The sequence below is a fragment of the Pseudomonas sp. BF-R-01 genome (assembly GCF_019946615.1).
In the GTDB taxonomy this organism is placed as follows: domain Bacteria; phylum Pseudomonadota; class Gammaproteobacteria; order Pseudomonadales; family Pseudomonadaceae; genus Aquipseudomonas; species Aquipseudomonas migulae.
Genome location: NZ_JAGYFX010000013.1, coordinates 53,966 through 74,140, shown reverse-complemented (window position 1 = coordinate 74,140; position 20,175 = coordinate 53,966). Strand labels below are relative to the sequence as shown.

The following is a 20,175-nucleotide window of genomic DNA, read 5'->3' as shown; positions in this document are numbered from 1 at the left end:
TGATCCGATTGAACGGGGGCAAGTGAATACCAGATCGGTCTGTGGGCTGTGAGGATTTATCCGATGCCTTATGCGCTTACTCCTACAAAACACGGCACCGACACTCGCTATTCTTTAATCGGCCGATAGTCCAGATTTTTGCCCAGCCTCGGAGCCGCGAAGCCAAATGAACTTTAGAACAATCACCGTGTTGAACACCGAAGGGGAACCGCTGAACGCTGCAGTACTGTGCGTGTTTACGGCGGTTGTGATTGACAGGCGGTTTGTGATTTACAGCCTGAATGAAAATCTTGGTGGGGGCCTGATACGGATCTACTTAGCGTCGCTGTGTGATGACGGGGAAGCGTTACTGATGACCGGCATGTCCCCGAACGACTTCAAGATTGCTGCGCAAACCCTCAAAAACATCATAAACGATGCCCTGGCGCCGCCCCCCCACATGACCGATGGGAGCTATCGGATACTTGATCTGCTGGAGACTCGGATCATTCCCGGGGATGTACACACCCACCGCACGTTGAAGGTCAACGAAACATGGGTGGAAAAGCTGTTGAACTTTCAACCCTCGCCAGGACCCTTTGTACAAACAACCATGAAAACTTCGACGCGGGATATACATATCGAACTGGAGTGCACCGACTACTACTCGAAACTAACCCCCTTGAGCCAACATGAAGACGACCATCGTCAGGTTCCCCCTCCGCCCTTGAACAAGATTTCCCGAGATGCCCCCGCAGCTTCTCCGAAATCCATTATGACCCACGTAACGTCAACTACCGCCCTGACAGCATCCGAGGAAACCGCGCCAATGACCCAAAATTCCGTATCGCGCATTGAACAAAGCTTGCAGACACTCATGACGAACCTGAGCAACCATAAAGAGGCGCTGCAGAACAAACATGAGGAGTTCTATAACGTTCGACTTAAACAGGAGCGTCTTGACCGCGACTTGACTGCCCGTGAAGCCATGTTGGATCAACGGGAGGAAGAGTTGAGCAGAAGCGCTGCATCATTGACCATTGCCGAGGCGCAACTAAGTGAGTTGATCCACCTGATCAACGATGCATCCGTTATTGCCCTGCCTCCAAAGTCCGATTGAAGCTTCAATCACCTTACGGTTGTAAGCCCCAAAGCCGCGAAAATTTGCTGATAGCTCGACAATGAACCTGACTATCCCATATTCAGAGCTGTATTGAACGACCCTCGCCATGCCCCTGAGAATCGTGAGCAATCGCCGTCAGGGTCAAGAGCGCACTGAATTCATGACCTGCTTCGTCCAGACAACATCCGGGCAAGGGTGTTATCACCGACCCAGTAATGATGGAACAGGCCAGCGAGCGCATGCAGGCCGATCAGCCAGTAGCCGCTGGTGCCAAGCCATTCGTGCCAGTACTTGAATCGCTTGGCCAGATCCGGATCCACCGACACCGGTGCCGACAGATAGAAGTCGAAATACGGCAAGGGCTTGCCCCCCGCAGCCAGCATCAACCAAGCCATCAGTGGCGTCACAATCATCAAGCCATACAGCGCCAGGTGCATCAGGTGTGACAGGCCGGTCTGCCAGGCCGGCGGCGTTGGCGTGATCGGCGGACGCGGCGTCAGACGCCCGAGCAGGCGAATCCAGACCAGAGCGAAAATACTTATCCCGAACAGCCCATGCAACCCCAGGAACAGAGCTCGCGCGTTGCTGCCGCGTGGCAGCAGCCCTTTGATCTCAATGCACGCATACACGCCTACGAACAGCGCCAACATCAGCCAGTGCAGGGTGATCGACAGCTTTGCATAACGATCTGTGACTATCTCGCGGGTCATAAACACGCCTCATCAAAATTTAGGACGACTGCCGTGCGACAGCCTCTGAGCGGTTGCTTTGAACCGGCGGCACGCAGCCTGTCGGTCAAAACTTAAGACAATCTGAAGACCAGCGCTCAACGAACCTTTTTCCACCTTCAGACTTCATTAAGAAATGCCTCGGATACTCCCCTCAAACTTATAGAGGGAGGCGTTCCGCCCATGCCCGATTTCGACTGGAACATTGCACTGCCGCTGCACTTCGGCCAGGCAGAAACGCCACAGATCGTCCTGTCCCGCGCCTTGCCGGGCGATGAACAGAGGCCGGTATTCGAGAACTTTATCCAGCAACGCTTTCGCAAGGTTCACGGTGCAGACATTCGTCAATTCATGCCGCAGTTGTTCGGCATAAGCAGCAGCGACGGCGAACTGTGCGCGGTCGCCGGGGTACGCCTGGGCCGTGACGAGCCGTTGTTTCTGGAGCGTTATCTGGACAAACCGATCCAGACATTGATCAGCGCCGTGGTAGAACGCCCGGTGGACCCTGCCGGCATTGTCGAGGTCGGCAATCTGGCCGCCACCGACACCGGCAATGCGCGGATGAGCATCATTGCCATTACCTATTTGCTGGCCATGGGCGGGCTGGAATGGGTGGCCTTCACCGGCAACATGGGCCTGGTCAACAGCTTTCACCGACTGGGCCTGAAACCGGTGACCCTCTGCGCCGCCGACCCGCAGCGACTGGGCGACGACCGGCACAGTTGGGGCAGCTACTACGAAAGCAAACCCTGGGTTCACGTCGGCAACATCCGCGCCGGCTTCATTCATTTGCGCAACATCGGTCTGTTCAGCCGGCTGGGCTTGCCATCGTCCCTTGACGGAGCCTGCCATGTCGCCTGAATGCCAACGATTCGAGCAGGCCTTGCGCAGCCATGCCGAGCGCAAGAGCAACGTCATTGCCCTGTGGGGCGACACCCTGAAAATCGACTACGCCACGCTGTACGCTGAAGTGAAATACCGCCAGCAGCGTCTGCGCGATGAACAGGCAAGCGTCATCGCCCTGGCTCTGGACAACGGCGTCGAGGCCATACTCTGGGACTTGGCCGCGCTGTTCGAAGGCCTTGCTTGCGTGACCTTGCCCCCCTTCTTCAGCCCTGCACAGCGTGCCCACTGCCTGGAACAGAGCCAGGCAGAACGAGTGATTGCCGAACCGGAATTCGAAGCCGAACTGCTCGTTGCCGGCTATGAGAAAAGCGCCGAGTTCTGGCGACGCCCGTTTGCCGGCCCAAGCCCGATGCACCCCGGCACGGCCAAACTGACTTTCACCTCCGGCACCACCGGGACTCCCAAAGGCGTGTGCCTGAGCGCCGACAGCTTGTTGCGGGTAGCGCGGGAACTGGATCAGGCCAGCAAACCCACTGAACCACAGCATCACCTGGCGCTGTTGCCGCTGGCGATCCTGCTGGAGAACCTGGGCTGCTACGCCGCGCTCTACGCCGGTGCCACCCTGAGCCTGCCGAGCCAGAAAACCCTGGGCATCCGGGGCGCCAGCGGCGTCGATGTACCGCGCCTGCTCGGTTGCCTGGCCAGTCGTTCGCCCGAGAGCCTGATTCTGGTGCCGCAACTGCTGCTGATGCTGGTCAGCGCAACCGAACAGAACGCGTTTAATCCGCAAACACTGCGCTTTGCCGCCGTCGGTGGCGCGCGGGTCTCTAAGGACTTATTGCAACGCGCCCGACATGTCGGCCTGCCGGTCTATGAAGGTTACGGCCTGTCCGAATGCGCTTCGGTCGTCTGCCTCAATCGCCCCGCAGCGTACCGTGCAGGTAGCGTCGGCCGGCCCCTGCCCCACGTCGAAGTGAAACTGGCCGAAGACGGTGAGGTCCTGATCAAGGGCTCGCTCTTGCTCGGTTACCTGGGTGAGCCGGCCTACACCGACGAGTGGTGGCACAGCGGCGATCTGGGGGAGTTCGACGCGCAGGGTTTCCTCTTCCTCAACGGTCGCAAAAAGCATCAGTTCATCACCAGCTACGGGCGCAACGTCAACCCGGAATGGGTCGAAGCGGAACTCACCCAACGCCAACACATCGCCCAGGCTTTTGTGTATGGCGAGGCCCTGCCGCGAAATCACGCACTGCTGTGGCCCAACCGCCCGGACTGCACGGACGAACAACTGGCTGCTGCCGTCGCCGAAGCCAACGACGCGTTGCCCGATTATGCCCAGGTGCATCACTGGACACGCCTGAATGAACCCTTCACTGCCGCCAATGGCTTGCTGACCGCCAATGGCCGCCCGCGCCGGGACGCCATCGTCGCGTTATACCGCGCACAACTGACCGAATTCGCCCATTCCGAGGAGCCCGCATCATGACGTTTTTCGACACCCTGCAAGAAGCCACTCAACAAGAGCGCCACGAACTGTTCAACCTGCCGATCATCCTTGATGCGCTGCAAGGCCAGGTCAGTCTTGAAAGCTATCGGGCGTTTCTCGCTCAGGCGTACTACCACGTGCGCCATACCGTGCCGCTGATGATGGCGTGCGGCGCGCGCCTGCCCACACGCCTGGAATGGCTGCGCAAGGCGGTATGTGAATACATCGAGGATGAATACGGCCACGAACAATGGGTGCTCGACGACATAGCCGCCTGTGGCGGTGATCGCGAAGCGGTGCGCAACGGCCAGCCCTCGCTGCCGATCGAACTGATGGTCGGTTTTCTCTACGACCTGATTGCCCGGGGCAACCCGGTGGGGCTGTTCGGCATGGTCAACGTACTGGAAGGCACCAGCATCGCCCTGGCGACTCACGCGGCAGGCAGCATCCGTGAGCACTTGGCCTTGCCGGAAAGCGCCTTCAGTTATTTGAGCTCCCACGGTTCGCTGGACATCGAGCACATGCAGACCTATCGCCGGCTCATGAATCAACTCGACGACAGCGCCGACCAGGCCGCCGTGATCCACGCCTCGAAAGTGGTGTACCGGCTTTACGCCGACATGTTTCGCGGTTTGCCGGGCCGCCTGGAAGTCCAACATGCAGCTGCATGAGGCCCGTGTGGTCCTGACCGGCGCGAGTGGCGGTATCGGCATGGAGATCGCCAGCGCACTGTGCGCCGCCGGTGCCCGGGTCCTGGCCGTGGCTCGTCACCAGGAGTCACTGCTGCCGCTGCTCGCGCGCTATCCGCAGAACATGCACTGGGTGGCCGCCGACCTGACGTTGCCCTTTGACCGGCACAAGGTACTGGCCGCCGTTGAGGCCATCGGCGGCATCAACCTGTTGATCAATGCCGCCGGCGTCAATCATTTCGCCATGCTGGAACAGCTCGATGACAGCGACATCAACGCCATGTTGGCGGTCAACGTCAGTGCACCGATTTGCATGACCAAGCTGCTGTTGCCGCAGCTCAAGCAAGCCGACAGTGCCATGGTGGTGAATGTCGGCTCGACCTACGGTTCGATCGGCTACCCCGGTTATGCCAGTTACTGCGCCACCAAGTTTGCCCTGCGCGGTTTTTCCGAAGCCCTGCGCCGGGAATTGGCGGATACCCGGGTCAGTGTTCTGTACGTGGCACCCCGCGCCACCCGCACATCGATGAACAGCGCGGCGGCCCAAGCCCTGAACGATGCCCTCAAGGCCAATGTCGACGACCCGAAAACCGTGGCCTCGGCCGTCCTCCACGCAATCGCCGGCGACCACCGCGACCTTTACCTGGGCTGGCCGGAACGTTTTTTCGTGCGTCTCAACAGCCTGTTGCCCAACCTGGTGGATCGAGGCCTGCGCAAGCAATTGCCACTGATCCGCCGTCTGAGCCACAAACCCGAGAACGAGCAAAAACCATGAAAAAAATCTTTGCCTGCCTTTTGATAGGCGCCTTCAGCCAGATCGCCTGGGCCCTCGACAGCGCCGACCAGCAACGCCTCTCTGCCCTCCAGCAGAGTTGGGCGCACATTCAATACGAAATGCCGGAAAAACAACGCGAGCAAGCCTTCGAACAACTGGCCGCACAAGCCTCCGCCTTCAGCCAGGAACGCCCGGCCGTGGCCGAAGCGTGGATCTGGAAAGGCATTGTCACCAGCAGTTGGGCCGGCGCCCAAGGCGGACTCGGAGCATTGGGCAAAGCCAAAGACGCCAAGGCTGACCTGGAAAAATCCCTGACTCTGGACCCCAAAGCCCTGCAAGGCTCGGCTTACACCAGCCTCGGCGCACTGTATGACCGCGTACCGGGCTGGCCCATCGGTTTTGGTGATTCAGACAAGGCCGAACAACTGCTCAAGCTTGCCTTGCAGATGAACCCCAACGGCATCGACAGCCTGTACTTTTGGGGCGATCACCTTTACCGTCAAAAGCGCTACTCTGAGGCCAAGGCAGCGTTGCAAAAGGCGCTGCTGGCCGCCCCTCGCCCCAACCGCGAAACGGCCGACGCCGGGCGCCGCAAAGAGATCGAGACGTTGCTGGTGGACGTAAACAGAAAACTCGACTGACAGGAGTTCGCGTGCGTTTATTACTGATCGAGGATGACGTCGCCCTCGGCGAAGGCATTCACCAGGCCCTCGGGCGCGAAGGCTACACCGTCGACTGGATCAAGGACGGCAGCAGCGCCCTGCATGCCCTGCTCAGTGAAACCTTCGACCTGGCCGTGCTTGATCTCGGCCTGCCGCGCATGGACGGTCTCGAAGTGCTGCGACGCCTGCGCGACAGCGGTTCCAACTTGCCGGTACTGATACTCACCGCCCGCGATGCCACCGAAGACCGCATCGCCGGGCTGGATGCCGGCGCCGATGACTATTTGATCAAACCGTTCGACCTGGCCGAACTCAAAGCCCGGTTGCGCGCCCTGCTGCGGCGCAGTGCCGGACGCGCTCAAATGCTGATCGAGCACGCTGGCATCAGCCTCAACCCCGGCACACAGCAGGTCAGCTATCTTGGCCAGCCCGTGGGGCTGACACCCAAGGAATACCAGTTGTTGCACGAATTGCTCTCGCCACCGGGTCGCGTCATGACCCGCGATCATTTGATGCAATTGCTGTACGGCTGGAATGAAGAAGCGGAAAGCAACACCCTGGAAGTGCACATCCATCACCTGCGCAAGAAATTCTCCACCGACCTGATCCGCACCGTTCGGGGTGTGGGCTATCTGGTGGAGGAACGTCGATGACGTCGATCCGTCGCCGTACGCTGACGCTGATCATCGGCTTGATGCTCGCCGGGCTGGCGGTGATCAGCCTGTTTAACGTGCACGACAGCAACCACGAAATCGCCGAGGTCTACGATGCGCAGCTGGCGCAGAATGCCCGCCTGCTGCAAGGCGTGATGCGCATGCCTCTGGCGAGTCAGGAACATGCGGATCTGTACCAGGCGTTCAATACGGCGCTGGGCGAGGCCGTGCCTCGCGGCGACGGTCATCCGTACGAAAGGAAAATCGCCTTTCAGGTGTGGAATCCAAAAGGTGAAGTGCTGGTGCACACCGCCAGTGCGCCCTCGTTCGGCACGCCACCGAACACACCCGGTTTCAGTGACGTGGTGGATTTGAACAATCGTCACTGGCGCGCCTTTGTCCTTGAAGACAAACAAAATGGCCTGCGTATCTGGGTCGGTGAACGCGACGATGTGCGGGCGGATCTGGTCGATCGCATCGTCCGCCACACCCTGTGGCCGAACATGCTGGGCAGCCTGATCCTCGCGGCGATGGTTTGGCTGGCCATCGGCTGGGGGCTCAAGCCGTTAGCCGATATGGCCGCGACCCTGCGCGCACGCCATAGCGGCTCGCTGGAGCCACTGCAAATGACACCGCTGCCCAGCGAACTGGAACCGATGCAGGCGGCACTCAACCGCATGCTTGCGCAAATCCAGGACGTGCTCGGACGTGAGCGGCGCTTCATTGCCGACGCCGCCCACGAAATGCGCACGCCCTTGGCCGTCTTGCGGGTGCACGCACAAAACCTGCTGGAGGCCGGCACCGAAGATGACCGACGCGAATCACTTGAACACCTGATCGCCGGCGTCGATCGTACCAGCCGGCTGGTCAACCAATTGCTGACCATGGCGCGTCTCGAACCGAAAACAGCAGCCAAAACCCCTCCCCCCATTGACCTCACAGCCACCGTTCGAGAAAGCCTGGTGCAGTTGACTCCCTGGCTTTTGAGCAAAGGACTTGAACTGGTTTTCGATGCGGATGATGACATCGGCCCGGTCAGGATCGATTCGGCCGACATCCACATTGCCTTGAACAATTTAGTGACGAATGCGGCAAATTTTTCACCGGCTAACGGTTTGATCAGCGTGCGTCTGGAAAGAAAAGAAGATCGCTATGAGTTATCCGTCGAGGACGAAGGGCCCGGAATCGAAGAGTCGGAACGCAATCGGCTCCTTGAGCGCTTTTACAGCCGTGGCAATGGCCAAGGGGCAGGCCTGGGGCTGGCCATCGTCAAGGCAATCGCAGATCGTACGGGAGGGGAAATCAAGCTGGAAAATCGAACGCCAACGGGGACCCGTGCGACGTTAGTGATTTGCCCTCGCTAAGTTGAGTTTGAGTTAACAAGACCCGAGAAAAACGACAAAGCCCCGATTGCTCGGGGCTTTGTCATTTCTGGTGTTTGGGAACGCTTGCCTCAATCCGCCTGCACGGTGACTTGCTGCTGTTCGCCCAACCCTGCGATGCCCAGGCGTATGGTCTGCCCCGGACGCAGGAAAACCGGCTGTGGCTTGATGCCCAGCCCAACGCCCGGTGGCGTGCCCGTCGAAATCACATCGCCAGGTTGCAGGCTCATGCAACGACTCAGGTAAGCAATCAGTTGCGGCACGTTGAAGATCAGCGTTCGCGTATTCCCTTGCTGGTAGCGGTGTCCGTCGACATCGAGCCACAGGTCCAGCGCATGCGGATCGGGGATTTCATCGCGGGTTACCAGCCACGGGCCGAGCGGACCGAAGGTATCGAAGCCTTTGCCCTTGTCCCAGGTGCCGCCACGCTCCAGTTGCCATTCGCGCTCAGAGACATCGTTGATCACGCAGTAGCCGGCGACATGCTCCATGGCGTTGGCTTCATCGATGTTGCGCCCGCCTTTGCCGATGACCACGCCGAGTTCGACTTCCCAATCGGTCTTCTTTGAACCGCGCGGGATCTCGATGTTGTCGTTCGGACCGCAGATGGCACTCGTCCATTTGTTGAAGATGATCGGCTCTTTCGGCACTTCCATGTTCGACTCGGCCGCATGGTCGGCGTAGTTCAGACCAATGCAGACGAATTTGCCGACCTGGCCGACGCAGGCGCCTATCCGTGGCTTACCGGCAACGATGGGCAGGCTGGACGGATCGATGGCGGCAAGCGTTGCCAGGCTTTCCGGGCTGAGGGCCAGTCCGGCGATGTCCGGTACATGCGCCGAGAGGTCGCGGATCTGATTATCGGCATCCAGCAGGCCCGGTTTTTCCGAACCTTTTTCGCCATAACGCAACAGTTTCATTTAGTTCTCCTGCTCAAACCGAAAGTGCGAAGCGGGTTTCAGATGCTCATGCCGCCATCGATGACATGCACACCGCCTGTGGTGTAGGCGGACGCATCGCTGCCCAGGTACAAAGCCAACTGGGCGATCTCGTCGGCACTGCCGATGCGACCCATGGGTTGGCGGTCAAGAAATTGCTGGTAGACCCGTGCTTCGTCGACGCCTTGTTGCGCAGCCTGTGCGGCAATGCGCTGACGCAGCGACGGCGATTCCACGGTACCGGGGCAAATGGCGTTGCAGCGAATGCCCTGACTGATGAAGTCGGCGGCAACCGCCTTGGTCAGCCCTACCACCGCCGCTTTGCTGGCAGCATAGGCAAAACGGTTGGGCACGCCTTTGATGCTGGAAACCACCGATGACATGTTGATGACTGATCCACCTCCGCGTTCCAGCATGCCCGGCAGGAACGCGCGGATCATGCGGTACATGGCGGTGACGTTGATGTCCATCGACCGCGCCCAGTCCGCTTCATCGCATTCGAGAATGTTGCCACTGTGCACGTAGCCTGCGCAGTTGAACAGCACGTCCAGTGCGCCGATGCGCTCACTGATTTCGCTGATGGCGGTGGTCGAGGTCACGTCGAGGGTAATCGCCGTTATGCCTTCAAGCCCTTCCAGCCTGCTGATATCGAGGTCCGTGGCAAACACTTCGGCACCGGCCCGGGCAAAGGCAATGGCGCTGGCCATGCCGATACCCTGCCCCGCCGCCGTGATCAGCACCCGTTTGTTCTGCAGGTTCATGCAGCCTCCAGCTTCGCGGTGAGGGGTGCTGTTTTAGGGGTTCTGCCGAGCATCGACGCGGGAATGGCGAGAATCAGCCCGCCGCTGACGAACAAGCACAGCGCCAGTACATAGGTGCCGTTGTTGATATTGCCGGTCAGGTTTTCAGCGACGGCGGTGATCATCGAGCCGGTGAAACCGGAGAGGTTGCCGAAGGCGTTGATCATGCCGATACCCGCCGCAGCGGCGACGCCGGAAAGCACGGTTCCCGGCAGGGTCCAGTAAATCGGCATCAGGCTGAGGATCCCCGAGGCAGATACGCTGAGGAACAACACGGACAACACCAGGTTGTCGGCGAAATACGCGCTCAGAATCAACCCCAAACCACCGATGAAGGCCGGAATCGCCGCGTGCATACGACGCTCACCGGTCCGGTTGGAGTGCCGTGCGTTGAGCAGCATCGCAACCGTGGCAATCGAATAGGGAATGGCGGTCAGGAGGCCAATGTGCAAGCTGTTGGTGATGCCCGTGCTCTTGATGATCGAAGGCATCCAGAACGCCAGGCCGTAGAAGCCGGTGTTGAAGGTCAGCAGGATCAGGACCAGCAACCACACCCGTGGATTGAAAAACACCTCGCTCAGGCGCGAAGCCTTGCCCTGGTTATCGGTTTGCAGATTGGCCTTGAGCAAGGCTTTCTCCGCAGCGGACAGCCATTTGGCGGAGTCGATGTTGTTGGCCAGGCAGACGATGACGACGAACGCCATGATGATCGAGGGAATGCCTTCGATGATCAGCATCCATTGCCATCCGGACATGCCCTGCACACCTTGCATGCTGCTCATCAGCCAACCGGAAAGGATCCCGCCCAGGGTCAGGCTGACCGGCAATGCCATCAGGAACCCGGACATCACCCGGCTTTGCCGATGGGTCGGAAACCAGTAGTTGAGGTACAGAATCACACCCGGGAAAAAGCCGGCTTCACAGATGCCCAACAAGAAGCGCAGCACGTAGAACATCGTGCTCGATTCGATGTGGAAGAAACCCGCCAGCGGTACGGTGAACGCCACGGCCATGGAGATTACGGCCCAGGTCAACATGATCCGGGCAATCCAGAAGCGCGCGCCGTAGCGATGCAGCAACAGGTTGCTTGGCACTTCAAACAGGAAGTAGCCCCAGAAGAACATACTGGCGCCCAAGGCATAGACGGTGTTGCTGAACTGCAGCTCGTTGAGCATGTCGAGTTTGGCAAAGCCGATATTGACCCGGTCCAGGTAAGCCGCCATGTAACACAGGAGCAGGACAGGAAGAATTCGCCAGATCACCTTGCGGTAGGTCCGGTCTTCAAATTCGAGTGCGCTGGCCTGCGCCTGCGCGGGCAATTGCTCGGATATCGTTTGCATGAGGTAACCCCTGGGCATGTGGACATGCCTGATTGTTTTTATCGAATGGGTCAGGCCGAGTGAACCGTTCACTCGGCATAGCGCAATGACTAGAGTGCTTCGGTGGTTTTTTCTCCGTTGACCAGGCGCGTCAGTCCCAATGGATTGCGGTTCTTCAGCGCGTCAGGAAGCAAGGCGTCCGGGAAGTTCTGGTAGCACACCGGACGCAGGAAGCGATCGATGGCCAATGTGCCAACCGAGGTGCCACGGGCATCGGATGTCGCCGGCCAAGGACCGCCGTGGACCATGGCATCGCAGACTTCCACACCGGTGGGGTAACCATTGACCAGTACGCGACCGACTTTTTGCTCAAGCAGCGCCACCAGGTCGGCGGACTGTTCCAACTCTGCCGTCTCTCCCAGCAAGGTCGCGGTCAGTTGGCCGCGTAAACCGTGCAAGGCCGCCAACAGTTCGGCCCGATCGGCCACCTCAACCACCACGGTGGCCGGACCGAAGATTTCTTCCTGCAGCAATTCATTGCCCGTCAGCAGCAGGCTGGCATCGGCCTGGAACAATTGCGCCTGCGCCTTGTTGCCCTGCTGTGCCCGCCCTGCCAGATGAATGATCTGTGGATGCGCCAGCAACGTTTCGCAACCGTGAACGTAACTGCGCAGGCCGCCCGCATTGAGCATGGTTTGCGCGGGCTGATCAGCCATCAAGGCACTGAGCGTCTGCACAAAGTGGCTGAAGGCCGGTGAGCGAATGCCGATGACCAGGCCGGGATTGGTGCAGAACTGCCCCGCGCCCATGACCACCGACGCCGCCAGTTCGGTAGCGATGCGCTCGCCGCGCACTTGCAATGCCTCGGGCAGGACCAGCACCGGGTTGATGCTGCTCATCTCGGCAAATACCGGGATCGGTTGCGGGCGGGCGGCGGCCATGTCGCACAGCGCCCTGCCGCCCTTGAGTGAACCGGTGAAACCGACGGCCTGAATCAGCGGATGCTTGACCAGCGTTTCACCCACGCCGGCACCGAAGATCATGTTGAACACGCCTTCAGGCATGCCGGTATGTTCGGCGGCGCGAACGATGGCTTCGGCCACTCGTTCGGCGGTCGCCATGTGTCCGCTATGGGCTTTGAACACCACCGGACAACCGGCAGCGAGCGCAGCCGCGGTGTCACCTCCAGCGGTAGAAAATGCCAACGGAAAGTTACTGGCGCCGAACACCGCCACCGGGCCGACACCCAGGCGACACTGACGCAGATCGACGCGCGGCAAGGGTTGGCGTGCCGGGAGTGGCAGATCGATGCGTGCACCGTAGAAGTCGCCGCGACGCAGGGTCTGGGCGAACAGGCGCATCTGGCCGCTGGTGCGAGCGCGTTCGCCCTGGATGCGTGCCGCCGGCAAAGCGGTTTCCTGGCAGACCAGGGCAACGAAATCATCGCCCAGTGCATCCAGCTCTGTGGCAATGGCCTCAAGGAACTCGGCACGGCAGGCGGCCGGCAGATGACGATAAACCGGATAGGCCTGGGCGGCGGCCGTTGCCGCGGCGTCCACTTCCTCGACCGTGGCCTGAATGAAGGCCGTGGGCAAAGGTTGCCCGGTCGTCGCATCAACGCTGTGCAACACCACCGATCCGGCGGCGCTGCGGCCTCCTGCGATGAAATTGTGTCCGGACAGTTCGGGCATGACAGTCTCCTGACCCTGATTGAAAGCTGGTCGCTACTGTACTGTCGCGAATCGATTCTTTCCCAATGGCATTTTTGGATTAACCGATAACGATCCGTTATCGAATTAGCCGATAAACCTAATCGTATTTAACTCGCCGAATCGTTGTTCAAACGGGCGTTGTCCTTGAGTATTTCGGCAAACTCCAGAGCCGCTCCCACCAGCTGCTCGCCCTTGCGAGTGAGGATGCCGTAGTCCTGCGGGACCAAATGCAAAGGCGTATCCAGCGTCTTGAGCTGACCGCTTTCGAGCAGTGGGTTGACCATGGCATTGGGCAGCATCCCGATCATCGGCCCACGCTGCAGCACCTGGAGGAAGGTCTGCATCGAAATGGTGTCGACGGTGTTGCGGGGCATGCCCACGCCGGCTTCGGCGAACGCGAGTTCCATGCGCCCGCGAATCGGCGTACCCACCGGGTAAAGAATCCATGGCAAGTCCACCAGTTGCTCCAACGAGATGGGGCCGACACCTGCCAGCGGGTGCCGGTCGTTGACCACAATGCAGAATGGTTCGGGAGCCAGCGGTTGAAAGTCGTACCGCTGTTGCTGGCTTTGATCGGTGAAACGGGCGATGGCCAGGTCCAATTTCTTCTCTTCAAGCATTTCCATCAGGTGATTACTGGTCTGCTCCACCACCTCGATCGACAGCAATGGCCAGCGCTGTTTGATCTGCAAGATCGCCTCGGGCAGGGCCACCGCCGTAGCGGCAAATATTCCGCCGACCTTGAGATGACCGTGCCCCCCCTCACGCAGGCTGCTGATTTGCTCGACGAACGAGCGCGCATCGTTCAAGGCGATTTGCGCATAGCGCAACACGTGCTCGCCCAGCGCCGTGGGCGGCATGGCCCGTGGTTGGCGCTCGAACAAGGCGAAACCGAGCAGGCTTTCGATCTCTTTGAGCATCTTGCTGATGGCCGGCTGGCTGAGGTTCATCTGTTGCGCCGCCAGGTGCATGTTACGGGTGCGCCCCAACGTGTCGATCAGCAGCAAATGCCTGAACTTGAGCCAACCGCAGAAACTGGAGAAGGACAGATCTGACATGAACACGCCTCGCACAGGTAATAACCGCAAGTTATCGAATACTGAATTTATCTCATTGGAGTTTATCGACTGTCCGTCCTAGCGTGAAGTCTTTACGAACCAGGAAGATGCCCCATGTCGCTATTGCTTACTCCCGAAAACACCCTGCCCGTCGATGGCATCGCCGGTACCTTGATCGGTCGCGCCTGGGTACCAGGCCAGATCGCCGGACCTTCGCCGATCGTCCTGCGCGCCGACGGCGTGTTCGATCTGTCGGAGCGCTTCGCGACCCTGAGTGACTTGCTGGAATCGGACGCTCCTCTGTCGGCAGTGCGCGAGACGCCGGGCACCTTCATTGCCAGCATCGAAGCCCTGCTTGCCAACACCGGACCTGACGCAGACCCGTCCCGACCTTACCTGCTGGCTCCTCTGGACTTGCAGGTGATCAAGGCCGCCGGCGTGACCTTCGCCGCCAGCATGATCGAGCGTGTGATCGAGGAGCAGGCCGGTGGTGACGCCGCCAAAGCCGAAGCCGTGCGGGCCACCGTGCACGGTGTGATCGGTGACAACCTGCGTTCGATCGTTCCTGGCTCAGAGCAGGCCATGCGTCTGAAAGACTTGTTGATCGAACAAGGCATGTGGTCGCAATACCTGGAAGTGGGCATCGGTCCGGACGCGGAAATCTTCACCAAGGCACCGGTTCTGGCCTCTGTTGGCAGCGGCAGCCGGATTGGCATTCATCCGGGTTCGCAGTGGAACAACCCGGAACCGGAAGTGGTGCTGGCGGTGAACAGTCGCGGGCAGATTCACGGTGCGACCCTGGGCAACGACGTCAACCTGCGGGACTTTGAAGGCCGCAGCGCGCTGCTGCTGAGCAAGGCCAAGGACAACAACGCATCCTGCTCGATCGGGCCGTTCATCCGCCTGTTCGACGAACACTTCAGCCTGGACGATGTCCGCGCCTGCGTGGTCGACCTTGAGGTGCAAGGTGAGGACGGTTACCGGATGCACGGATCGAGCTCCATGAGCCAGATCAGCCGTGACCCGCAGGACCTCGCCGGCCAGACCCTCAACGCCAATCACCAATACCCCGATGGTTTCCTGCTGTTTCTCGGTACCCTGTTCGCGCCCACCGAAGATCGCGATCATGTCGGCAGTGGTTTCACCCACAAACTGGGGGACCGGGTCAGCATCAGCAGCCCGTTGCTCGGCAGCCTGCACAATCAGGTGACCCACAGCTGCGAGGCAACGCCATGGACCTTTGGCGTGAGCGCCTTGCTGCGTAACCTGGCGTCCCGAGGACTGCTGCCACGCTGAGCCGGAACAGATTGTCGATTCATCCAATTACAAGAGAGACATGAATCATGAGTGACACCCCTAAACGCCGTCTGCGCAGCGAGCAATGGTTCAACGACCCTGCCCACGCGGACATGACTGCCCTGTATGTCGAACGCTACATGAACTACGGCATGACCCGAGAAGAGCTGCAATCGGGTCGCCCGATCATTGGCATCGCCCAGACCGGCAGCGACTTGACACCTTGCAACCGTCATCATCTGGAACTCGCGCAGCGGGTCAAGGCCGGCATTCGTGATGCCGGTGGCATCCCCATGGAATTCCCCGTCCACCCGATCGCCGAACAGTCACGCCGGCCTACTGCCGCACTGGATCGGAACCTGGCCTATCTGGGACTGGTGGAGATTCTCCACGGTTATCCGCTGGATGGTGTTGTACTCACCACCGGTTGCGACAAGACCACCCCGGCCTGCCTGATGGCCGCCGCCACCACTGACCTGCCGTCCATTGTGCTGTCCGGCGGGCCGATGCTCGACGGTCACCACAAGGGCGAACTGATCGGTTCCGGCACCGTGCTCTGGCATGCGCGCAACCTGATGGCGGCCGGTGAAATCGATTACGAAGGCTTCATGGAAATGACCACCGCGGCATCGCCTTCGGTGGGTCACTGCAACACCATGGGCACCGCACTGTCGATGAACGCACTGGCCGAAGCGCTGGGCATGTCGTTGCCGGGTTGCGCGAGTATTCCGGCGCCCTACCGCGAGCGCGGTCAAATGGCCTACGCCACCGGCAAGCGCATTTGCGAACTGGTGATGCAGGATGTACGCCCGTCACACATCATGACCCGCGAAGCCTTCGAAAACGCCATCGCCGTCGCGTCGGCGCTCGGCGCGTCAAGCAACTGCCCTCCGCACCTGATCGCCATCGCCCGACACATGGGTGTCGAGTTGAGCCTGGATGACTGGCAACGGATTGGCGAAGATGTGCCGCTGCTGGTCAATTGCATGCCGGCCGGCAAATACCTGGGCGAAGGTTTCCATCGCGCGGGCGGCGTGCCATCGGTCATGCATGAACTGCAAAAAGCCGGGCGCCTGCACGAAGATTGCGCCACGGTCAGCGGCAAGACGATCGGCGAAATCGTCAGCAGCAGTCTGACCAGCAACGCTGATGTGATCTATCCCTTCGAGACCCCTCTCAAACATCGCGCGGGCTTCATCGTTCTCAGCGGCAACTTCTTCGATAGCGCAATCATGAAAATGTCGGTGGTCGGCGAGGCGTTCCGCAAGACCTATCTATCCGAGCCAGGCGCAGAAAACAGCTTTGAAGCACGGGCAATTGTGTTCGAAGGACCGGAGGACTATCACGCCCGAATCGACGACCCGGCGCTGGAAATCGACGAGCGTTGCATCCTGGTGATTCGTGGTGCTGGCACCGTGGGCTACCCCGGTAGTGCCGAAGTGGTGAACATGGCGCCACCGGCAGCACTGATCAAACAAGGCATCGACTCTCTGCCGTGCCTGGGCGACGGTCGCCAGAGCGGCACCTCGGCCAGCCCTTCGATCCTCAACATGTCCCCGGAAGCCGCTGTCGGCGGAGGTTTGGCGCTGCTGAAAACCAACGACCGCCTGCGCGTGGACCTCAACGCAAGATCGGTAAACCTGCTGGTCGACGAAGCCGAAATGGCCCGCCGTCGCGCCGAGTGGACGCCTAACATCCCTGCGTCCCAAACGCCTTGGCAAGAGCTGTACCGGCAATTGGTTGGACAGTTATCGACGGGCGGATGCCTGGAGCCGGCCACCCTGCATATGCGGGTCATTGCTCGAAGTGGCGGCGAGCCGCGTCATTCGCACTGACAGCTTTTGCGCAGCCCTGCTATTTCGGCCGGGCAGAATCTGCTGATCGATGGCGGCGCGATTCGCTCAAGTCAGCAGGTCCGCCGCTGCGCATCGCTCTTCGAGCAAACGCACGAACATGGTCAGGCTTTGCGACACCGTGCCCCGGCGCCACACCAGCCAGGTTCGCAAATAGCGAAAGGACTCAGACAACGGCCACACACTCACGGTGGTGCAGCCCGGCATGCTTTCGAGCATGCTGCGCGGCATCAGCGCCAGGCCAGCACCGGAGCTGACACAGGCCAGCATGCCGTGATAGGACTCCATTTCGAAAATCTTGCCGGGTACTGCGGCGTCCTTGGCGAACCAGCTTTCAAAGTGGTGGCGATAAGAGCAATTGGAACGAAAGGCGTAGATGTTTTCGCCGTTCACGTCTTGTGCGCGGTGGATCGGGGCATGGTTGAGCGGCGCGATCAGCACCATCTCTTCCTCGAAGGCCGGCACGCCCTCCAGTGCCGGATGCAGCACCGGCCCGTCGACAAACGCAGCGGCCAATCGGCCCGAGAGCACGCCGTCGATCATGGTTCCGGAAGGACCGGTGGACAAGGCCAGCTCGACTTTGGCGTGCTTCTGGTTATAGGCGGCCAACAGCCCAGGAATACGCACCGCCGCCGTGCTCTCCAGCGAACCGAGGGGAAACGATCCTTGCGGCTCTTCCCCGGCAACCGTCGCGCGGGCCTCCTGGACCAGGTCGAGGATGCGTCGGGCATAGTCGAGAAAACTCCAACCGGCCGGCGACAGCCGCAGGCGGCTTTTCTCGCGGATAAACAGGTCCACGCCCAGATCCTGCTCCAGTTGCTTGATCCGCGTCGTCAGGTTCGACGGCACCCGATGGATATGCTGAGCGGCCACGCTGATGCTGCCGTGCTCGGCGACAGCTTTGAAAATTTCGAGCTGAACCAGATCCAAGTCATTCTCCAAACGTGAACGGTACGATCAGTATTATTCAGTTTCCAGAAAACAAATGCCACCGTAGTCTGAACCCATCCCCACCCCGCAGGACGGTGCCATGACCCATGTTTCCAGCCTCACCCATGCCATTTCGATCAACCCCGCCAACGGCGAGCAGATCGGCCACTACCCTTTTGAATCCGATGCGGCACTGCAATCCGCACTGTCACGCGCTGCGGCCGGGTTTCGTGTCTGGCGCGGCACACCGGTGGCGCAACGCGCGCAACGGCTGATCGCCCTGGCCAACGTCTTGCGCAACAACGCAGAAGCAATGGCAACCATGATCACCCTGGAGATGGGGAAGCCGATCAGTCAGGCCCGTGGCGAAATCGAAAAATGTGCGCAGCTCTGCGAATGGTACGCCGAGCACGGCCCGGCCATGCTCAACGCTGAACCGACACTGGTTGAGGGCGGGAAAGCGCGCATTGAATACCGCCCGCTCGGCCCGATTCTCGCGGTAATGCCGTGGAACTTCCCGATCTGGCAGGTACTACGTGGCGCCGTTCCGGTACTGCTCGCCGGCAACACCTACGTGCTCAAACACGCACCAAACGTGATGGGCAGCGCTTACCTGTTGCTGGATGCCTTCAAGCAAGCCGAATTCCCTGAAGGGGTTTTCGAAGTCATCAACGTCACGCCGGACGGCGTTTCCACGGCGATCAAAGATTCACGCATTGCAGCGGTGACCCTCACCGGCAGCGTGCGAGCCGGCATGGCCATCGGCGCGCAGGCCGGTGCAGCGTTGAAAAAATGTGTATTGGAGCTCGGTGGTTCCGACCCCTTTATCGTGCTCAACGATGCCGACCTCGACGATGCGGTGAAAGCCGCCGTCATTGGCCGCTATCAAAACACCGGGCAAGTCTGCGCAGCGGCCAAACGCCTGATTGTCGAGCAAGGCATCGTCGAGGAGTTCACACGCAAGTTCGTCGAAGCCACGCGCAAACTGGTGGTCGGTGATCCACTCGCCGCCACCACGTACGTCGGCCCGATGGCCCGCTTTGATCTGCGTGATGAACTGGATCAACAAGTGCGCGATACCCTGGAAGAAGGCGCGACATTGTTGCTGGGTGGCAAGAAAGCAGAAGGCCCCGGCAACTTCTACGAGCCAACGGTTTTCGCGGATGTTACCGACCAGATGACCTCGTTCAAGCAGGAACTGTTTGGCCCGGTCGCGTCGATCATCACCGCACGCGATGCCGCCCACGCGCTGGAACTGGCAAATGACAGTGAATTCGGCCTCGCTGCGACTATCTACACCGGCAACGTAGAACGTGCCCAACAGATGGCCGGCGAACTGGAAACCGGTGGTGTGTTCATCAACGGTTACTGCGCCTCCGATCCGCGCGTCACCTTCGGCGGCGTAAAGAAGAGCGGTTTTGGTCGCGAGCTTTCACACTTCGGCGTGCGGGAATTCTGCAACGCGCAGACGGTGTGGCTGGATCGTCACTAAGTGCAGGGATGAAGCCTTGAAAGCTGGCTCCAGGTGAATTTTGTGGAGCCTTCAAGGCATAAAAAAGCTGCCGCTTCATAAGCGGCAGCTGATGACGGGCAGCAACGAGCCCAGCGGACGGGTGCACGTGGCGACGCCGCTGCGCAAGGCCGCCGTGGCAGGCCTTGGCATCGCGCTGCCGGGCCTCTACACCTCGCGATAAAGAATCATGCCCGCGTGGTACAGAATCCCGTCGCGGAAGTCGCCATCAGCCGTGAACCCGGTGTCATCGACGTACTCGATGTGGTCACCTTCCAGCCAATACCGCCCCTGGTAGGCACTCGCCTTCCGGCCCCGGGCTTCATCGTATCGGCCACCCGGCAAGAGCTCATGGCGGATGAGCCCGTCTGCCGTGACCCACATACCGACGTATTTGTCCTGATCAGCGGATTTTTCTACCGTCATGTTCAAGTCC

Annotated in this window: 19 protein-coding genes; 11 read left to right on the top strand and 8 right to left on the bottom strand. The window is 60.2% G+C overall.

The genetic code is table 11. The annotated features are described in order from the left end of the window. The first annotated feature begins 166 nt into the window (after nucleotides 1-166). Nucleotides 167-1,099 (top strand): hypothetical protein, encoded by a 933-nt coding sequence (locus KGB27_RS08030; protein WP_223553853.1) that lies wholly within the window; start codon nucleotides 167-169, stop codon nucleotides 1,097-1,099. Between the two features lie 161 nt (nucleotides 1,100-1,260). Here the strand turns inward: KGB27_RS08030 and KGB27_RS08025 are convergent, their stop codons facing one another. Continuing rightward, nucleotides 1,261-1,812 (bottom strand): cytochrome b, encoded by a 552-nt coding sequence (locus KGB27_RS08025; RefSeq protein ID WP_223449402.1) that lies wholly within the window; start codon nucleotides 1,810-1,812, stop codon nucleotides 1,261-1,263. A 201-nt stretch (nucleotides 1,813-2,013) separates the two neighbouring features. On the opposite strand from KGB27_RS08025, the gene KGB27_RS08020 reads away from it, so the two are divergent. The 7 genes from KGB27_RS08020 to KGB27_RS07990 are packed head-to-tail and all read left to right on the top strand — an operon-like array spanning nucleotide 2,014 to nucleotide 8,305. Continuing rightward, nucleotides 2,014-2,691, top strand: coding sequence for a thermostable hemolysin (locus KGB27_RS08020; RefSeq protein ID WP_223553851.1), 678 nt, complete (start codon nucleotides 2,014-2,016; stop codon nucleotides 2,689-2,691). After that, nucleotides 2,681-4,162, top strand: coding sequence for an AMP-binding protein (locus tag KGB27_RS08015; protein ID WP_223553849.1), 1,482 nt, complete (start codon nucleotides 2,681-2,683; stop codon nucleotides 4,160-4,162). Before KGB27_RS08020 ends, KGB27_RS08015 begins: the two co-directional genes overlap by 11 nt. Further along, nucleotides 4,159-4,833: a TenA family transcriptional regulator gene (locus KGB27_RS08010; RefSeq protein ID WP_008028063.1), complete on the top strand. Its 675-nt coding sequence runs from the start codon at nucleotides 4,159-4,161 to the stop codon at nucleotides 4,831-4,833. Before KGB27_RS08015 ends, KGB27_RS08010 begins: the two co-directional genes overlap by 4 nt. After that, nucleotides 4,820-5,626 (top strand): SDR family oxidoreductase, encoded by an 807-nt coding sequence (locus KGB27_RS08005; protein ID WP_008028061.1) that lies wholly within the window; start codon nucleotides 4,820-4,822, stop codon nucleotides 5,624-5,626. Before KGB27_RS08010 ends, KGB27_RS08005 begins: the two co-directional genes overlap by 14 nt. Next, nucleotides 5,623-6,267 (top strand): tetratricopeptide repeat protein, encoded by a 645-nt coding sequence (locus tag KGB27_RS08000; RefSeq protein WP_192228338.1) that lies wholly within the window; start codon nucleotides 5,623-5,625, stop codon nucleotides 6,265-6,267. The genes KGB27_RS08005 and KGB27_RS08000 overlap by 4 nt, the downstream gene beginning before the upstream one ends. 11 nt (nucleotides 6,268-6,278) lie before the next feature. Next, nucleotides 6,279-6,941: a response regulator gene (locus KGB27_RS07995; RefSeq protein ID WP_008028051.1), complete on the top strand. Its 663-nt coding sequence runs from the start codon at nucleotides 6,279-6,281 to the stop codon at nucleotides 6,939-6,941. Beyond that, nucleotides 6,938-8,305 carry a sensor histidine kinase gene (locus KGB27_RS07990; protein ID WP_223553847.1) on the top strand — a complete coding sequence of 456 codons (1,368 nt, stop codon included), beginning with the start codon at nucleotides 6,938-6,940 and terminating at the stop codon, nucleotides 8,303-8,305. Before KGB27_RS07995 ends, KGB27_RS07990 begins: the two co-directional genes overlap by 4 nt. Nucleotides 8,306-8,394: 89 nt before the next feature. On the opposite strand, the gene KGB27_RS07985 is transcribed toward KGB27_RS07990, so the two are convergent. The 5 genes from KGB27_RS07985 to KGB27_RS07965 all read right to left on the bottom strand — a co-directional run bounded on the left by KGB27_RS07985 (nucleotide 8,395) and on the right by KGB27_RS07965 (nucleotide 14,150). After that, complete coding sequence (locus tag KGB27_RS07985) at nucleotides 8,395-9,243, bottom strand: ureidoglycolate lyase (RefSeq protein WP_192415625.1); 849 nt, start codon at nucleotides 9,241-9,243, stop codon at nucleotides 8,395-8,397. 38 nt (nucleotides 9,244-9,281) lie between these two features. Next, the gene (locus KGB27_RS07980) at nucleotides 9,282-10,022 is read right to left on the bottom strand and encodes an SDR family oxidoreductase (protein WP_223414821.1); all 741 of its coding nucleotides are present in this window, start codon (nucleotides 10,020-10,022) and stop codon (nucleotides 9,282-9,284) included. Beyond that, a complete protein-coding gene (locus KGB27_RS07975) occupies nucleotides 10,019-11,401 on the bottom strand; it encodes an MFS transporter (RefSeq protein ID WP_032832480.1) in 1,383 nt (460 codons plus the stop codon). The genes KGB27_RS07980 and KGB27_RS07975 overlap by 4 nt, the downstream gene beginning before the upstream one ends. 89 nt (nucleotides 11,402-11,490) lie before the next feature. After that, nucleotides 11,491-13,071 (bottom strand): aldehyde dehydrogenase (NADP(+)), encoded by a 1,581-nt coding sequence (locus KGB27_RS07970; RefSeq protein ID WP_223553845.1) that lies wholly within the window; start codon nucleotides 13,069-13,071, stop codon nucleotides 11,491-11,493. A 128-nt stretch (nucleotides 13,072-13,199) separates the two neighbouring features. Further along, entirely contained in the window at nucleotides 13,200-14,150 is a 951-nt protein-coding gene (locus KGB27_RS07965) for a LysR family transcriptional regulator (protein WP_008024779.1), read from the bottom strand. Nucleotides 14,151-14,264: 114 nt separating this feature from the next. Between KGB27_RS07965 and KGB27_RS07960 the strand changes: the two genes are divergently transcribed. Together KGB27_RS07960 and KGB27_RS07955 are read left to right on the top strand one after the other, a co-directional pair. Continuing rightward, nucleotides 14,265-15,446, top strand: a complete 1,182-nt coding sequence (locus KGB27_RS07960; RefSeq protein WP_223553843.1) for a fumarylacetoacetate hydrolase family protein — start codon at nucleotides 14,265-14,267, stop codon at nucleotides 15,444-15,446. Nucleotides 15,447-15,493: 47 nt separating this feature from the next. Continuing rightward, a complete protein-coding gene (locus KGB27_RS07955; protein ID WP_008024776.1) occupies nucleotides 15,494-17,281 on the top strand; it encodes an IlvD/Edd family dehydratase in 1,788 nt (595 codons plus the stop codon). Between the two features lie 66 nt (nucleotides 17,282-17,347). On the opposite strand, the gene ptrR is transcribed toward KGB27_RS07955, so the two are convergent. Then, nucleotides 17,348-18,229, bottom strand: coding sequence for a putrescine utilization regulator PtrR (gene ptrR / locus KGB27_RS07950; protein ID WP_192415615.1), 882 nt, complete (start codon nucleotides 18,227-18,229; stop codon nucleotides 17,348-17,350). A 100-nt stretch (nucleotides 18,230-18,329) separates the two neighbouring features. On the opposite strand from ptrR, the gene KGB27_RS07945 reads away from it, so the two are divergent. Then, a complete protein-coding gene (locus KGB27_RS07945; RefSeq protein WP_223435203.1) occupies nucleotides 18,330-19,721 on the top strand; it encodes an aldehyde dehydrogenase family protein in 1,392 nt (463 codons plus the stop codon). A 186-nt stretch (nucleotides 19,722-19,907) separates the two neighbouring features. Here KGB27_RS07945 and KGB27_RS07940 read toward each other — a convergent pair whose 3' ends face one another. Continuing rightward, entirely contained in the window at nucleotides 19,908-20,165 is a 258-nt protein-coding gene (locus tag KGB27_RS07940; protein WP_223553840.1) for an Atu4866 domain-containing protein, read from the bottom strand. Between the last annotated feature and the right edge of the window lie 10 nt (nucleotides 20,166-20,175).

Coding starts and splice junctions, on each gene's coding strand:
- KGB27_RS08030 (WP_223553853.1), top strand. CDS start 167: ATGAACTTTAGAACAATCACCGTGTTGAACACCGAAGGGGAACCGCTG.
- KGB27_RS08025 (WP_223449402.1), bottom strand. CDS start 1,812: ATGACCCGCGAGATAGTCACAGATCGTTATGCAAAGCTGTCGATCACC.
- KGB27_RS08020 (WP_223553851.1), top strand. CDS start 2,014: ATGCCCGATTTCGACTGGAACATTGCACTGCCGCTGCACTTCGGCCAG.
- KGB27_RS08015 (WP_223553849.1), top strand. CDS start 2,681: ATGTCGCCTGAATGCCAACGATTCGAGCAGGCCTTGCGCAGCCATGCC.
- KGB27_RS08010 (WP_008028063.1), top strand. CDS start 4,159: ATGACGTTTTTCGACACCCTGCAAGAAGCCACTCAACAAGAGCGCCAC.
- KGB27_RS08005 (WP_008028061.1), top strand. CDS start 4,820: ATGCAGCTGCATGAGGCCCGTGTGGTCCTGACCGGCGCGAGTGGCGGT.
- KGB27_RS08000 (WP_192228338.1), top strand. CDS start 5,623: ATGAAAAAAATCTTTGCCTGCCTTTTGATAGGCGCCTTCAGCCAGATC.
- KGB27_RS07990 (WP_223553847.1), top strand. CDS start 6,938: ATGACGTCGATCCGTCGCCGTACGCTGACGCTGATCATCGGCTTGATG.
- KGB27_RS07985 (WP_192415625.1), bottom strand. CDS start 9,243: ATGAAACTGTTGCGTTATGGCGAAAAAGGTTCGGAAAAACCGGGCCTG.
- KGB27_RS07980 (WP_223414821.1), bottom strand. CDS start 10,022: ATGAACCTGCAGAACAAACGGGTGCTGATCACGGCGGCGGGGCAGGGT.
- KGB27_RS07975 (WP_032832480.1), bottom strand. CDS start 11,401: ATGCAAACGATATCCGAGCAATTGCCCGCGCAGGCGCAGGCCAGCGCA.
- KGB27_RS07970 (WP_223553845.1), bottom strand. CDS start 13,071: ATGCCCGAACTGTCCGGACACAATTTCATCGCAGGAGGCCGCAGCGCC.
- KGB27_RS07965 (WP_008024779.1), bottom strand. CDS start 14,150: ATGTCAGATCTGTCCTTCTCCAGTTTCTGCGGTTGGCTCAAGTTCAGG.
- KGB27_RS07960 (WP_223553843.1), top strand. CDS start 14,265: ATGTCGCTATTGCTTACTCCCGAAAACACCCTGCCCGTCGATGGCATC.
- KGB27_RS07955 (WP_008024776.1), top strand. CDS start 15,494: ATGAGTGACACCCCTAAACGCCGTCTGCGCAGCGAGCAATGGTTCAAC.
- KGB27_RS07945 (WP_223435203.1), top strand. CDS start 18,330: ATGACCCATGTTTCCAGCCTCACCCATGCCATTTCGATCAACCCCGCC.
- KGB27_RS07940 (WP_223553840.1), bottom strand. CDS start 20,165: ATGACGGTAGAAAAATCCGCTGATCAGGACAAATACGTCGGTATGTGG.